The 14,564-nt window shown below is 58.2% G+C and carries 18 protein-coding genes; 15 read left to right on the top strand and 3 right to left on the bottom strand.

The genetic code is table 11. From position 1 onward, the window contains the following. Positions 1-107: 107 nt before the first annotated feature. Both cbpA and cbpM read left to right on the top strand, forming a co-directional pair. Positions 108-1,028 carry a curved DNA-binding protein gene (gene cbpA, locus CMQ96_RS16475; protein ID WP_049087484.1) on the top strand — a complete coding sequence of 307 codons (921 nt, stop codon included), beginning with the start codon at positions 108-110 and terminating at the stop codon, positions 1,026-1,028. Then, entirely contained in the window at positions 1,028-1,333 is a 306-nt protein-coding gene (gene cbpM, locus CMQ96_RS16470) for a chaperone modulator CbpM (protein WP_004097873.1), read from the top strand. Before cbpA ends, cbpM begins: the two co-directional genes overlap by 1 nt. Positions 1,334-1,454: 121 nt before the next feature. On the opposite strand, the gene proP is transcribed toward cbpM, so the two are convergent. After that, positions 1,455-2,957 carry a glycine betaine/L-proline transporter ProP gene (gene proP / locus CMQ96_RS16465; protein WP_024360222.1) on the bottom strand — a complete coding sequence of 501 codons (1,503 nt, stop codon included), beginning with the start codon at positions 2,955-2,957 and terminating at the stop codon, positions 1,455-1,457. 540 nt (positions 2,958-3,497) lie between these two features. On the opposite strand from proP, the gene CMQ96_RS16460 reads away from it, so the two are divergent. The 12 genes from CMQ96_RS16460 (at position 3,498) to phnP (ending at position 12,405) form a co-directional block, all read left to right on the top strand. Beyond that, positions 3,498-3,833, top strand: a complete 336-nt coding sequence (locus CMQ96_RS16460) for a zinc ribbon domain-containing protein YjdM (protein WP_004137429.1) — start codon at positions 3,498-3,500, stop codon at positions 3,831-3,833. 160 nt (positions 3,834-3,993) lie between these two features. Beyond that, positions 3,994-4,428 (top strand): VOC family metalloprotein YjdN, encoded by a 435-nt coding sequence (yjdN, locus tag CMQ96_RS16455; protein WP_004137437.1) that lies wholly within the window; start codon positions 3,994-3,996, stop codon positions 4,426-4,428. Between the two features lie 204 nt (positions 4,429-4,632). Then, positions 4,633-5,358, top strand: a complete 726-nt coding sequence (gene phnF / locus CMQ96_RS16450; protein WP_064411544.1) for a phosphonate metabolism transcriptional regulator PhnF — start codon at positions 4,633-4,635, stop codon at positions 5,356-5,358. Continuing rightward, positions 5,359-5,811 carry a phosphonate C-P lyase system protein PhnG gene (gene phnG, locus CMQ96_RS16445; protein WP_049089199.1) on the top strand — a complete coding sequence of 151 codons (453 nt, stop codon included), beginning with the start codon at positions 5,359-5,361 and terminating at the stop codon, positions 5,809-5,811. It begins immediately after the preceding gene. Beyond that, positions 5,808-6,392 carry a phosphonate C-P lyase system protein PhnH gene (gene phnH, locus CMQ96_RS16440; protein ID WP_024360221.1) on the top strand — a complete coding sequence of 195 codons (585 nt, stop codon included), beginning with the start codon at positions 5,808-5,810 and terminating at the stop codon, positions 6,390-6,392. The genes phnG and phnH overlap by 4 nt, the downstream gene beginning before the upstream one ends. Then, complete coding sequence (locus CMQ96_RS16435) at positions 6,392-7,456, top strand: carbon-phosphorus lyase complex subunit PhnI (protein WP_004137451.1); 1,065 nt, start codon at positions 6,392-6,394, stop codon at positions 7,454-7,456. Before phnH ends, CMQ96_RS16435 begins: the two co-directional genes overlap by 1 nt. Then, positions 7,449-8,297, top strand: a complete 849-nt coding sequence (locus CMQ96_RS16430; RefSeq protein ID WP_004137461.1) for an alpha-D-ribose 1-methylphosphonate 5-phosphate C-P-lyase PhnJ — start codon at positions 7,449-7,451, stop codon at positions 8,295-8,297. Before CMQ96_RS16435 ends, CMQ96_RS16430 begins: the two co-directional genes overlap by 8 nt. Further along, the gene (phnK, locus tag CMQ96_RS16425; protein ID WP_064411546.1) at positions 8,294-9,052 is read left to right on the top strand and encodes a phosphonate C-P lyase system protein PhnK; all 759 of its coding nucleotides are present in this window, start codon (positions 8,294-8,296) and stop codon (positions 9,050-9,052) included. Before CMQ96_RS16430 ends, phnK begins: the two co-directional genes overlap by 4 nt. A gap of 197 nt (positions 9,053-9,249) precedes the next feature. After that, positions 9,250-9,936, top strand: a complete 687-nt coding sequence (phnL, locus tag CMQ96_RS16420) for a phosphonate C-P lyase system protein PhnL (protein ID WP_049089201.1) — start codon at positions 9,250-9,252, stop codon at positions 9,934-9,936. After that, the gene (phnM, locus tag CMQ96_RS16415) at positions 9,933-11,069 is read left to right on the top strand and encodes an alpha-D-ribose 1-methylphosphonate 5-triphosphate diphosphatase (RefSeq protein WP_098067031.1); all 1,137 of its coding nucleotides are present in this window, start codon (positions 9,933-9,935) and stop codon (positions 11,067-11,069) included. Before phnL ends, phnM begins: the two co-directional genes overlap by 4 nt. Then, positions 11,069-11,632 carry a ribose 1,5-bisphosphokinase gene (gene phnN, locus CMQ96_RS16410; RefSeq protein WP_004137468.1) on the top strand — a complete coding sequence of 188 codons (564 nt, stop codon included), beginning with the start codon at positions 11,069-11,071 and terminating at the stop codon, positions 11,630-11,632. The genes phnM and phnN overlap by 1 nt, the downstream gene beginning before the upstream one ends. Before the next feature lie 14 nt (positions 11,633-11,646). Then, positions 11,647-12,405, top strand: coding sequence for a phosphonate metabolism protein PhnP (gene phnP / locus CMQ96_RS16405; RefSeq protein WP_004137470.1), 759 nt, complete (start codon positions 11,647-11,649; stop codon positions 12,403-12,405). A gap of 33 nt (positions 12,406-12,438) precedes the next feature. On the opposite strand, the gene yjdP is transcribed toward phnP, so the two are convergent. Beyond that, positions 12,439-12,771: a DDRRRQL repeat protein YjdP gene (yjdP, locus tag CMQ96_RS16400; protein ID WP_004137472.1), complete on the bottom strand. Its 333-nt coding sequence runs from the start codon at positions 12,769-12,771 to the stop codon at positions 12,439-12,441. Positions 12,772-12,840: 69 nt separating this feature from the next. Continuing rightward, positions 12,841-13,290, bottom strand: a complete 450-nt coding sequence (gene rpiB, locus CMQ96_RS16395) for a bifunctional allose-6-phosphate isomerase/ribose-5-phosphate isomerase RpiB (protein ID WP_004137473.1) — start codon at positions 13,288-13,290, stop codon at positions 12,841-12,843. Between the two features lie 364 nt (positions 13,291-13,654). Here rpiB and alsR point away from each other — a divergent pair, with 364 nt between their 5' ends. Further along, a complete protein-coding gene (alsR, locus tag CMQ96_RS16390; RefSeq protein ID WP_004137474.1) occupies positions 13,655-14,542 on the top strand; it encodes a D-allose utilization transcriptional regulator AlsR in 888 nt (295 codons plus the stop codon). The last annotated feature ends 22 nt before the right edge of the window (positions 14,543-14,564 follow it).

Below are 14,564 nucleotides of genomic sequence, written 5' to 3'. Positions count from 1 at the left end.
TTTGCGCCACTTTTCCGCCCCATCCGCCCTCATTTGCCCTAAGCTTAATAAAGACACCTGATCCAGGGATCTGTAACCGTCATATTGCGCATAAATGAGATAACACCATGGAATTAAAGGATTATTATGCCATTCTAGGGGTTCAGCCAACGGACGATCTGAAAACCATTAAGACCGCCTATCGCCGTCTGGCACGTAAATATCACCCCGATGTCAGCAAAGAAAACGATGCCGAAGCCAAATTCAAAGATCTCGCCGAAGCCTGGGAAGTGCTTAAAGATGACCAGCGCCGCGCCGAATACGACCAGCTCTGGCAGCACCGCAACGATCCGCAGTTTGGCCGGCAGCAGCAGCATTCCCGCGAGCAGAGCTATAGCCAGCAGGACTTCGACGACATCTTCTCCACCATGTTTGGCCAGCAGGCGCACCATAGCCGCCGCCAGCACGGCGTCCGCGGTCATGACTTAGAGATAGAAGTCGCGGTGTTCCTTGAAGAAACCCTGGCGGAGCAGACGCGCACCATCAGCTATAAGCTGCCGGTTTATAACGTCTTTGGCATGGTCGAAAGCGAAACGCCGAAAACCCTGAACGTGAAAATTCCCGCGGGCGTCGTCGACGGCCAGCGCATCCGTCTGAAAGGCCAGGGTACTCCCGGTGAAAATGGCGGCCCCAACGGCGATCTGTGGCTGGTGATCCATATCGCCCCGCATCCGCTGTTTGATGTCGTCGGCCATAACCTTGAAATCGTCCTGCCGCTGGCGCCGTGGGAAGCCGCATTGGGCGCTAAAGTTACCATCCCGACGCTGAAAGAGAGCATCCTGCTAACCATTCCGCCGGGCAGCCAGGCCGGTCAGCGGCTGCGCGTGAAAGGCAAAGGGCTGACCAGCAAAACCACCACCGGCGACCTGTATGCGGTGATTAAAATCGTCATGCCGCCAAAACCAGATGAGAAGAGCCGCGCGCTCTGGCAGCAGTTGGCGGATGCGCAATCCAGCTTCGAGCCGCGTAAGACATGGGGGAAAGCCTGATGGCTAAGATAACAGTGACGTTCACGATTACCGAGTTTTGTCTCCACACCGGCCTTTCCGAAGAGGAGCTTAACGAGATTGTCGGCCTCGGCATGATTGAGCCGCGCCAGCCGCAGCGGGAAAACTGGCTGTTTGACGATAGCGCGGTGACCATCGTGCACCGCGCCGTACGCCTGCGCAAAGAGCTGGAGCTGGACTGGCCGGGTATCGCTGTCGCCTTAACGCTGCTGGACGAGAACGCGCGCCTGAGCCGCGAAAATCAAATCCTGCAGCAGCGGCTGGCGCGCTTTCTGACGCATAGCTAAGCCCTCGCCGCGGCATCGCCCGGTCCTTACCGGGCCTGGGCGGTCCGCGAATAACCTCAGCAGGGCATAAAAAATGCCGCCGGGGGAAGCCCGCGGCGGCATGAGTTACCAGCAAAACGATTTAGTCGTTGATGCGCGGATGCTGCTGCACCAGGCGAGAACGTTTTTCCTGCAGGTCGGCGATTTCCTGATCGATATCTTCGATTTTATGCTCGATATTATCGTAGTGCTCGCCGAGAATTTCTTTCGCTTCCTGAATATCCGAAGCCGCTGGCGTCGCCCCTTTCAGTGGACGATTGGCGGTCTCTTTCATCGACAGGCCGGTAATCAGGCCAATAACCGCAATCACCATCAGATAGTAAGCCGGCATCATCAGGTTCTGCGTGCTCTCTACCAGCCACGCCGCCAGGGTTGGCGTCAGACCGGCAATCAGCACCGAGATGTTAAAGGCGCTGGCCAGAGCGCTAAAGCGGATGTGGGTCGGGAACATCGCCGGCAGCGACGAGGCCATCACCCCGATAAAGCAGTTCAGCACTACCGCCAGCACCAGCAGACCGGCGAAAATCAGGCCGAGAACGTTACTGTTAATCATGATAAAGGCAGGAATCGACAGCGCGAACAGCGCCACGCTACCAATCAGAATAAACGGGCGACGGCCAAAACGGTCGCTGAGCATACCGATAACCGGCTGAACGAACAGCATCCCGACCATGATGGCGATGATGATCAGCACCCCGTGATCTTCTGAATAGTGCAGGTTATGCGACAGGTAGCTCGGCATATAGGTCAACAACATGTAGTAGGTCACGTTGGTGGAAATCACCAGACCGATACAGGTCAGCAGGCTACGCCAGTGTTTGGTCGCAATCTCTTTGAAGGAGACTTTCGGTCCTTCCTGCAGGCCTTCGCGATCGCCCTGCTCCATTTTATCAACGTGCTGCTGGAACGCCGGCGTCTCTTCCAGCGCATGACGCAGATAAAGACCAATAATCCCTAACGGCAGCGCCAGGAAGAACGGAATACGCCAGCCCCAGCTGAGGAAGTTCTCTTCACCCACCACGCTGGAAATCAGTACCACCACGCCCGCGCCCATCACAAAACCGGCTATTGAACCGAAGTCCAGCCAGCTGCCCATAAAGCCGCGTTTACGGTCAGGCGAGTATTCCGCCACAAAGATCGATGCGCCGGTATATTCTCCGCCCACCGAAAAACCCTGCGCCATTTTACACAGCAGCAGCAGTATTGGCGCCCAGATGCCAATCGTGGCATACGACGGAATAAGACCGATACAGAATGTACTTATCGACATGATGACAATGGTTATCGCCAGAATCTTTTGTCGACCGTATTTATCGCCCAGCATCCCGAAGAACAGGCCGCCTAATGGACGAATTAAGAAGGGAACCGAGAAGGTACCGAGCGCGGCGATCATCTGCACGCTGGGGTTGGCATCGGGGAAAAAGACTTTACCCAGGGCATACGCAACAAAACCATAAACCCCAAAATCGAACCATTCCATCGCGTTACCCAGCGACGCTGCGGTAATCGCTTTCTTCAGTTTGCTATCATCAATGATGGTCACATCCCGAAGCGTGATGGGTTTTACTTTTTTCCTTTTAAGCATAATTTTCCTCTTTTGCTCTCGCCTTGAGCGCACGAATCTCCGCCGAATGACAAGGTCATTCGCGTCATGCGTTGGGAGCGGCGAATTGCTGTGCTCCACATTTCAAGCGTAGCAGGTTTGCCTGCACTGTCTGCTGACAGTCCGTACAACCGAACCTGTTGACGCCTGCTCTGGCCATAATCAAATAAGCGGTGCCGCTAATAAGTGTAGTGAATTTGCGTTCTCGCCTTTTTACCCTAACAGCGTTTAAATTTGGGATCAACTTCACAAAAATTTACCTACCCTTAAACAGAGTCATCTCAAACCAATAAGTTCAATGAATATTGGAACTTAGCGATACATTTCCGGAAATAACTGGCGGTTTTTAAGGAAATAACCCCGCCTATCCCCACAATATATATTCTCTTTCTCCGCTGGGAAGTGTCATAAAAAAGGCCCGACAAAAGTGCGGGATTGCGCTATAATCAGCATCACTTTCGGCTATCAGCCGCCATTTAAAGGACCAACGTCCTGTTTTACCCAGTAATCGCGAGGAACGTCATGCAACTGCCCCACTGCCCAAAATGCCATTCTGAATACACTTATGAAGACAACGGCATGTTTGTTTGCCCGGAATGCGCCCACGAATGGAACAATGCCGAGCCTGTGGACGATAACGACGCGCTGATTGTCAAAGACGCCAACGGCAATTTACTGGCCGACGGCGATAGCGTCACCGTAGTAAAAGATCTGAAGGTTAAAGGCAGCTCTTCGATGCTAAAAATTGGTACTAAAGTTAAAAATATCCGCCTGGTGGAAGGCGATCATAATATTGACTGTAAAATTGATGGTTTTGGCCCAATGAAGCTAAAATCCGAATTTGTTAAAAAGAACTGATTTTATTCCCCCGACGCCTATCGTCGGGGGAAATATATTTTTTCCGCGCTCTGGCCAGCCTTCCCGCATTCGTACTCACTTTACCCGTCGCTGCCGCCTGGCTTAATTCCGCAATCCCCTTCTACGCTTAATGGAATATTCGTTACCTGAGGTAATGCTTATGCCCTTAAGTCCCTATATCGCTTTTAGCGGCAACTGCGCTGCCGCCATCGCTTTCTACCAGCAGGCGCTGGGCGCTGAGCTGCTCCACAAAATCACCTGGGGTGAAATGCCGCAGAATAGCCAGGACGCCGAAGATGGCTGCCCTTCCGGCCAGCACCTGGCTGCCGACGGTATCGCCCACGCCAGCCTGCGCATCGCGGATGGCATCCTGATGCTCAGCGACAGCCCCTCCAGCAAAATGGAGCGCTACGCCGGGTTTACCATCGTGCTCGACCCAAAAGACGTTATCGAGGGTAAACGCTGGTTTGACGGCCTCGCCGACGGCGGCCAGATAGAGATGGCCTGGCAGGAAACGTTCTGGGCGCACGGCTTCGGTAAAGTCATCGACCGCTTTGGCGTCCCGTGGATGGTCAACGTGGTGAAAGAGCCTTAACGCTTACCTTCCTCCCCTCACCCTCCGGTAGAGAGCCGGGGTGAGGGCATCCGTGCGTTCATTCCCCCTCCCCCTGTCATCCCACCGGCATTAACTCTTCATCCCCCGGTCATCATGAGTTAACCGAAATGTAACAAAAAACCGTCAGGATCGGCCCACGCTCAGAGGGAAACTCCTTCATGTCCATAGTGAGGCTCGATTGACATGTACTTATCCAGACATCCGACCAGTTACCCGACACGATATCAGGAAATTGCCGCCAAACTTGAGCAAGAGCTTCGCCACCACTACCGCTGCGGCGACTATCTTCCCGCCGAGCAGCAGCTGGCGACCCGCTTTGAAGTTAACCGCCATACCCTGCGCCGGGCCATCGATCAGCTCGTCGAACGCGGCTGGGTCCAGCGCCGCCAGGGCGTCGGCGTGCTGGTTCTGATGCGCCCGATCGATTATCCGCTCAACGCCCAGGCCCGCTTTAGCCAGAATCTTCTCGAACAGGGCAGCCATCCGACCAGCGAGAAGCTGCTGTCGGTGTTACGCCCGGCCAGCAGCCACGTTGCCGAAGCCTTTGTCATTAATGAAGGCGATAACGTCATCCACCTGCGCACCCTGCGCCGCGTTAACGGCGTCGCGCTGTGCCTGATAGACCACTACTTTACCGACCTGCGACTGTGGCCGGTTCTGCAAACCTTTACCCACGGCTCTCTCCATGACCTGCTGCGCGACCGGCTTGATATCGAATTGACCCGCGTACGCACCAAAATCAGCGCCCGCCGCGCGCAGGCCAAAGAGAGCACTATTCTCGGCATTCCCAACATGGCGCCGCTGCTGTGCGTGCGCACCCTGAATCATCGCCAGGACGAGCAGAACGCGACGGAGTACTCCGTCAGCCTGACCCGCGCCGACATGATTGAATTCACCATGGAGCACTGAATGCACTTTGATACCGCTATCCGCCAGCGCTGGATGTCCGTGCTGGCCCACAGTGAACCACAAGAACTGGCGGCGCGGATGCAGACCCTGCAGCTCGCGCCGCAGTATGAGCTGATTCGCGCCCCGGAAACCGGACTGGTTCAGCTGCAGGCGCGTATGGGCGGCATCGGCGACCGGTTCTTTGCCGGAGACGCTACCTTAACCCGCGCCGCCATTCGCCTGGCCGACGGAACGCTCGGCTATAGCTGGATTTTGGGCCGCGACCGTCCGCACGCTGAACGCTGCGCGGCTATCGATGCCCTGATGCAGTCGCCACACCATTTTCACACCCTGATGGAAACCCTGATAACCCCGCTGGAAGAACAACGTAGCGTGCGCATTGAAGCCCGACGCGCCGAAGTCAACGCCAGCCGGGTCGACTTCTTTACTCTGGTTCGCGGAGATAACGCATGACACTACAACCCGCCTTTACCCTGGCTGTGCAGGACGCCCAGCACAGTTTCCGCCGCCTGCTGAAAGCGATGAGCGAGCCGGGAGTGATTGTCTCCCTGCAACAGCTTCAGCACGGCTGGCAGCCGCTGAACGTCGCCTCCACCAGCCTGCTGCTGACGCTGGTGGATCACGACACGCCGGTTTGGCTGGCTCCGGCGCTGCATAACGATCTCGTCGGCCAGAATCTGCGCTTTCATACCGGCGCGCCGCTGGTTGAGCAGCCGCAGCAGGCGATCTTCGCCGTCGCCAGCGACACCATCAGCGCCGAGCAGCTTAACGTGCTTTCCGCCGGAACCGTCGTCGCCCCGGAAACCGGCGTCACGCTGGTGGTCCAGCTTGCCAGCCTGAGCGGCGGCCGAATGCTGCGGCTGACCGGCGCGGGGATCGCCGAAGAGCGGATGATCGCCCCGCAGCTGCCGGAATGCATTATTGAAGAATTGACCGAGCGCCCGCATCCGTTCCCGCTGGGCATCGATCTGATCCTCACCTGCGGCGAACGCCTGCTGGCTATCCCGCGCACCACCCATGTCGAGGTCTGCTAATGTACGTAGCCGTCAAAGGCGGCGAGAAGGCGATCGTCGCCGCTCACGCCCTACAGGAACAGAAACGCCGAGGCGATGGACGGCTTCCTGAAATCAGCGTTGACCAGATTAGCCAGCAGCTTAATCTGGCGGTGGACCGGGTGATGACCGAAGGCGGTATCGCCGACCGGGAGCTGGCGGCGCTGGCGCTGAAGCAGGCCAGCGGCGATAGCGTCGAAGCGATTTTTCTGCTGCGCGCTTACCGCACCACGCTGCAAAGGCTGGCGGTCAGCGAGCCCGTCGACACCGCCGGAATGCGCCTTGAGCGCCGTATTTCGGCGGTCTATAAAGATATTCCCGGCGGCCAGCTGCTCGGCCCAACCTACGATTACAGCCACCGCCTGCTCGATTTTACCCTGCTGGCCAACGGCGAAACGCCGCCGCTGGCGACCGATAGCGCGCCGCAGGAAGCCGCGCCGCACGTTTTTAATCTGCTGGTTCAGCAAGAACTGGCGAAAGCCGAACGAGATACCGACGCGCAGCCCGACGATATCACCCGCCATCCGCCGGTCTATCCCTGCTCGCGCTCTTCGCGCCTGCAGCAGCTGGCGCGCGGCGACGAGGGCTATCTGCTGGCGCTGGCCTACTCCACCCAGCGCGGCTACGGGCGCAACCACCCGTTTGCCGGTGAAATTCGCAGCGGCTACGTCGCGGTGGAGATCGCTCCCGAAGAGCTGGGATTCACCGTCAATATCGGTGAACTGTTGATGACCGAATGCGAAATGGTTAACGGCTTTGTCGCCCCTGAGGATGAACCGCCGCACTTTACCCGCGGCTACGGCCTGACGTTCGGCATGAGCGAGCGTAAAGCGATGGCGATGGCGCTGGTGGACCGCGCGCTCCAGGCGCCGGAGTACGGCGAAGAAGTGGCGGGCCCCGCTCAGGATGAAGAGTTTGTGCTGGCGCATGCCGATAACGTCGAGGCGGCCGGTTTCGTTTCGCACCTTAAACTTCCCCACTATGTCGATTTCCAGGCCGAACTGGCGCTGCTTAAACGCCTGCAACGGGAGAATCAACGTGGCTAACGCATTGACCGGCTACAACTTTGCTTATCTCGACGAGCAAACCAAACGCATGATCCGCCGCGCCATCCTGAAAGCGGTGGCCATCCCCGGCTACCAGGTGCCCTTCGGCGGTCGCGAGATGCCGATGCCCTACGGCTGGGGCACCGGCGGTATCCAGCTTACCGCCAGCGTCATCGGCGAAAATGACGTGCTGAAGGTGATTGACCAGGGCGCCGACGACACCACCAACGCGGTGTCGATTCGCCAGTTTTTCCAACGCGTCACCGGCGTCGCGACCACCGAGCGCACCGAAGACGCGACGCTGATCCAGACCCGCCACCGGATCCCGGAAACGCCGCTGACTGAAGATCAGATCCTGATCTTCCAGGTGCCGATCCCGGAGCCGCTGCGTTTTATCGAGCCGCGCGAGACCGAAACCCGCACCATGCACGCGCTGGAGGAGTACGGCGTGATGCAGGTGAAGCTGTACGAAGATATCGCCCGCTTCGGCCATATCGCCACCACCTACGCCTATCCGGTGAAGGTCAACGGCCGCTACGTAATGGACCCGTCGCCGATTCCGAAATTCGATAACCCGAAGATGCATATGATGCCCGCCCTCCAGCTGTTCGGCGCCGGACGTGAAAAACGCATCTACGCGGTGCCGCCGTACACCCCGGTAGAAAGCCTCGATTTCGACGATCATCCGTTTACCGTTCAGGAGTGGGATGAACCCTGCGCCATCTGCGGTTCGCGCCATAGCTATCTTGATGAAGTGGTGCTCGACGACAGCGGCAAACGGATGTTTGTTTGTTCCGATACCGATTATTGCCGCCAGCAGAGCGAGGAGCAGAAAAAATGAGTCATCCGTTACTGGCGGTCAATAATCTGACCCACCTCTACGCGCCGGGCAAAGGCTTCAGCGACGTCTCGTTTGAACTGTGGCCGGGAGAGGTGCTGGGTATCGTCGGCGAGTCCGGCTCCGGGAAAACCACCCTTCTAAAGGCGATTTCCGCCCGCCTGACGCCGCAGCAGGGCGACGTGCGCTATCAGAACCGTTCGCTGTACGCGATGAGCGAAGCGGATCGCCGCCGCCTGCTGCGCACCGAATGGGGCGTGGTGCACCAGCATCCGATGGACGGACTGCGCCGCCAGGTGTCGGCGGGGGGGAATATCGGCGAGCGCCTGATGGCGACCGGCGCGCGGCACTACGGTGATATTCGCGCCACCGCCGAGCAGTGGTTGCAGGAGGTGGAGATCCCGCCTTCGCGCATTGACGACCTGCCCACCACCTTTTCCGGCGGTATGCAGCAGCGTCTACAAATCGCCCGCAATCTGGTGACCCAGCCGAAGCTGGTGTTTATGGATGAACCCACCGGCGGGCTGGACGTGTCAGTGCAGGCGCGCCTGCTCGATCTGCTGCGCGGCCTGGTGGTGGAGCTAAACCTGGCGGTGGTAATTGTGACCCACGACCTCGGCGTCGCCCGCCTTCTGGCTAACCGTCTGCTGGTGATGAAACAAGGACAGGTGGTGGAAAGCGGCTTAACCGACCGGGTGCTCGACGATCCCCATCACCCCTACACCCAGCTGCTGGTGTCGTCAGTGTTGCAGAACTGAACATAGGTCCACTCCCCGGTGGCGCTGCGCTTACCGGGGTTACGGGTGCCGGACCGTCTGCGAGCCGGTAGCCCGGACAGGCGCAACGCGCCGCCTCCGGGAATCCCCGGTCGCGCTTCGTGAGTTAATGCATCAGGTAGCCCGGATAAGGCGTTTACGCCGCGATCCGGGGAAATTCAGGCACGATGAGGCTAAAAATGAACGCCATCCGCGTTGAAAACATCCATAAAACCTTTGTTCTGCACCAGCAGCACGGCGTCCGTCTGCCGGTCCTCGCCGACGCCTCGCTGACCGTGAATGCCGGTGAATGCGTGGTGCTGCACGGCCACTCCGGCAGCGGCAAATCGACCCTGCTGCGCTCGCTGTACGCCAACTATCTTCCCGATAGCGGCCACATTCATATTCGCCACGGCGACGAATGGGTCGACCTGGTTACCGCCACGCCGCGCAAAGTGCTGGAGGTGCGCAAAACTACCATCGGCTGGGTCAGCCAGTTTCTGCGGGTGATCCCGCGTATCTCCGCCCTCGACGTGGTGATGCAACCGCTGCTCGAACTGGGCGCCTCGCGCGAAGAGAGCGCCGCGAAAGCCGCCCGCCTGCTAACGCGCCTGAACGTTCCCGAACGCCTGTGGCACCTCGCCCCCTCAACCTTTTCCGGCGGCGAACAGCAGCGGGTCAACATTGCCCGCGGCTTCGCGGTCGACTACCCGATTTTGCTTCTCGACGAACCCACCGCCTCGCTGGACGCTAACAACAGCGCCGCGGTGGTGGCGTTGATTCACGAAGCCAAAGCCCGCGGCGCGGCGATCGTCGGTATTTTCCACGACGAGGCCACGCGCAACCAGGTCGCCGACCGCCTGCACCCGATGGGGATTTCAGCATGATTATTAATAACGTAAAGCTGGTCCTCGAAGACGAGGTGGTTAACGGTTCGCTGGAAGTTCACGACGACAGAATCTCAGCCTTTGCCGAAAACCAGAGCCGGCTGGCGGAGGCGGTTGACGGCGAAGGCGGCTGGCTGCTGCCGGGGCTTATCGAGCTGCATACCGACAACCTGGACAAGTTTTTCACCCCGCGACCCAAGGTGGACTGGCCCGCCCACTCGGCGATGAGCAGCCACGACGCGCTGATGGTCGCCAGCGGCATCACCACCGTGCTCGATGCCGTGGCTATTGGCGATGTGCGCGACGGCGGCGACCGTCTGGAAAACCTGGAAAAAATGATCAACGCCGTCGAAGAGACGCAAAAGCGCGGCCTCAACCGCGCCGAACACCGACTGCATCTGCGCTGCGAACTGCCGCATCACACCACCCTGCCGCTGTTTGAGAAGCTGGTAGGCCGCGAGCCGGTGAGCATGGTCTCTCTGATGGATCACTCCCCCGGCCAGCGCCAGTACGCCGACCTCAGCAAATATCGCGACTACTATCAGGGCAAATACCATCTGACCAACGAACAGATGGACAACTTCGAACAGGAGCAGATGGCGCTGGCGGCAGCCTGGTCGCAGCCCAACCGGCAGCGCATCGCCGCTATCTGCCGCGAGCGCAATATCGCGCTGGCCAGCCACGATGACGCCACCTGCGAACATGTGCTCGAATCACGCCAGCTTGGCAGCACCATCGCCGAATTTCCCACCACCCTTGCTGCCGCGGAGGCGTCGCGCCGGCACGGCATGAACGTTCTGATGGGCGCGCCAAATATCGTGCGCGGCGGTTCCCACTCGGGCAACATCGCCGCTCACCAGTTGGCGGCCAGCGGTCTACTGGATATTCTCTCCTCCGACTATTATCCCGCCAGCCTGCTGGATGCCGCTTTCCGCATCGCCGACGACGAGGGCAACGCCTTTACCCTCGCGCAGGCCATTCGCCTGGTAAGCAAAAACCCGGCGCAGGCGCTGGGGCTGCATGACCGCGGGGTGATTGCCGAAGGTAAACGGGCGGATCTGGTGCTGGCGCACCGTCGCGGCGAGCATATCCATATTGATCGCGTCTGGCGGCAAGGCAAGAGGGTCTTCTGATGACAGGAAAACTGATTTGGCTGGTCGGCCCGTCCGGCTCCGGTAAAGACAGCCTGCTGGCGGCGCTGCGCCAGCGGGAACATCCCCAGTTGCTGGTAGCGCACCGCTACATTACCCGCCCGCACAACGCGGGTTGTGAAAACCATATCGCCCTCAGCGAACATGAGTTTTTTACCCGCGCCGAGCAGCATCTGTTTGCCCTTAGCTGGCACGCTAACAATAATTACTACGGCATCGGCATCGAGATTGACCTGTGGCTGCACGCCGGGTTTGACGTGGTCGCTAATGGCTCCCGCGCCCACCTCGCGCAGGCGCAGGCGCGCTATGCCGACGCCCTGCTGCCCATCTGTTTGCAGGTCTCGCCGGAGGTGCTGCGACAGCGCCTGGAGCAGCGTGGAAGGGAGAACGAGACGGAAATCGCCCAGCGGCTGGAACGCGCGGCGCGCTATACGCCGAGCGCGTGTCTGACCCTGAATAACGATGGCCGTCTGAGCCAGTCGGTGGATGCGCTGGTCTCGCTGATTCGCGTTCACGGCAACCGACGCGAGCAGCAAATTGCCTGAGACGAGGAGAAAACATGAGCCTGACGATCCGCTTGACCGGCACCGGCGGCGCGCAGCTGGTGCCGGTTTTCGGCTGCGACTGCCGCGCCTGCCGCCGCGCCCGCGCCGACGACGCGCATCGCCGTCGCCCCTGTAGCGCGGCGGTGAAGTTCAACAACGCGGTGACGCTGCTCGATGCCGGGCTGCCGGATCTGTTGGAGCGGTGGCCCGCCGGCAGCTTTCAGCAGTTTCTGCTCACCCATTATCATATGGATCACGTGCAGGGCCTGTTCCCCCTGCGCTGGGGAGTGGGCGAACCTATTGCGGTTTACGGCCCGCCCGATGAACAGGGCTGCGATGACCTGTTCAGGCATCCGGGCCTGCTGGATTTCAGCCATACCGTTGAGCCGTTCGTGATGTTTGAACTTCAGGGATTGCGCGTTACGCCGCTGCCGCTGAACCACTCAAAGCTCACTTTCGGCTACCTGCTGGAATCGGCCCATAGCCGGGTCGCCTGGCTGTCCGACACCGCCGCCCTGCCGGAAAAAACCCTCAAGTTCCTGCTTAACAACCGACCGCAGCTTATCATCATCGACTGTAGCCACGAGCCGCGCCCGCAGCCCCCGCGCAACCACTGCGATCTCAACACCGTGCGGGCCATTAACCAGGTGATTGGCTGCCCGCGGGTGATCCTTACCCATATCAGCCACCAGTTCGATGCGTGGATGATGGAAAATTCTCTGCCTGCGGGATTTGAAGCGGGATTTGACGGTATGGAGATTGTGCTGGATTAACCGGGCGCGACGAAGGCCGCGGGTCGCGCCGCATCAATAATCATCATCCAGCCTGCGCTGGTCGCTTTCCAGCTGACGGCGGTCCCGGTCCAGCTGGCGCTGACGCTCATCAAGTTCGCGGCGACGATCTTCCAGCTGTCGCCGTTGATCGTCATACTGCCGCTGGCGATCGGCGTTTTGCTGACGGCTGCCCTGATAGCGTCCATCATCATAATCATCGTCATCGGAACGGCTGCCGTTGGGTTGATAAGCGTCATTAATGGCCTGCTGAATATTGCCGATCGCGTCGTCAATAATATCGGCGTGCGCCAGCTGGCTGGCGAAGGAAAGAGCGCAGAAAAGCAAAGCAGTAGAGTAACGTTTCATAAAGCCAGTCTCATCAGGGGGCTGGCTCTACGTTAATCAAGGGCTATCGCGGCGAGTAGCGGAGGAATCTCAAATCCGCTGCTGTTCAATCGCGCCGATGGCGTCTACCCGGCCCTGATGGCGTCCGCCCTCGAATTCGGCGCTCAGCCAGGCATCAACGATCATTTTCGCCAGTTCAAGGCCGATCACCCTGGCGCCAAAGGCCAGAACGTTGGTGTCATTATGCTGGCGTGAAAGCTGCGCGGAGTAAGGCTCACTGCACACCACCGCGCGAATGCCCGGGTGCTTATTGGCGGCGATGGAGATGCCGACGCCGGTGCCGCAGATCAGAATCCCGCCGTCAACTTCGCCGGCGGCAACCGCCTGCGCGACGGCGCTGGCATAGCGCGGATAATCGGTGCGTTCCGTTGACCATGCGCCTTTATCCACCACCTCCATTCCGCGCTGACGCAGATGCAACACAATATCGTCTTTCAGAATAAACCCGACATGATCGCAGCCAATTGCAATCCTTTTCATACGTAGCCTCGCCTGTTATTCACTTTACGGAAATGCTTTATGTTGTGATTTAAACGGCATTTATCGGCCAAATAAGCGTCAAAAACACCGCAGCCAGGGCCTGTTCTACACGCTGTAATTTCACAAATCAAGCGTCAGTGTTCTTTTGCCTCAAACAATCACGCCGTTAAAAACATCAATATTAACCATATAATTTATTGATATTTAATAAATAACAAATCAAAAAACGAAAAATCCGCCCACCCAAAACTTCACAACAGACAATACTTTATAAAAATATAAAATTTGTGAAGTTGATTGTATCTTTTCTGTTTTGCCTGTGGTGATATAGTGACGTCTTCATTTTATGGACAATGAGAAAGCGATGAGTCAGTCAGAATCCAGTTCGCTCCCCAACGGTATCGGCCTTGCCCCCTGGCTTCGCATGAAGCAGGAAGGGATGACCGAAAATGAAAGCCGCATCGTCGAATGGTTGCTTACCCCCGGCAATCTGAGCGATGCGCCGGCCATTAAGGACGTCGCAGAGGCGCTGTCGGTGTCTGAGGCCATGATCGTTAAGGTCTCTAAACTGCTTGGTTTTAGCGGTTTTCGTAATCTGCGCAGCGCGCTGGAAGCCTATTTCTCGCAGTCTGAGCAGGTCCTGCCGACTGAGCTCTCTTTTGATGAAGCGCCGCAGGATGTGGTGAATAAGGTGTTTAACATCACCCTGCGCACCATTATGGAAGGCCAGTCGATCGTTAACGTCGACGAAATTCATCGCGCGGCGCGCTTTTTCGCCCAGGCCAACCAGCGTGACCTGTATGGCGCAGGCGGTTCAAACGCCATCTGCGCGGACGTGCAGCATAAGTTTTTACGCATCGGCGTGCGCTGCCAGGCCTACCCGGACGCGCATATCATGATGATGTCCGCCTCGCTGCTGAAGGAAGGCGATGTGGTACTGGTGGTCTCGCACTCCGGACGCACCAGCGATATCAAATCGGCGGTGGAGCTGGCGAAAAAGAACGGCGCAAAAATTATTTGTATCACCCATAGCTATCATTCACCGATTGCCAAACTAGCTGATTTTATTATTTGTTCGCCAGCACCAGAGACGCCTTTATTAGGCCGTAACGCCTCAGCGCGTATATTACAACTCACATTATTAGATGCTTTTTTTGTTTCCGTTGCCCAGCTGAATATTGAACAAGCGAATTTAAATATGCAAAAAACCGGCGCGATTGTTAATTTCTTTTCACCCGGCGCGCTTAAATAAAAAACCGATCCCACGTTGGTGG

It is taken from the genome of Klebsiella sp. MBT K-1, from assembly GCF_002556465.1.
In the GTDB taxonomy this organism is placed as follows: Bacteria; Pseudomonadota; Gammaproteobacteria; order Enterobacterales; family Enterobacteriaceae; genus Klebsiella; species Klebsiella grimontii.
Note: the sequence above shows the minus strand (reverse complement) of the source record. Positions and strands in the feature narration are given on the sequence as shown.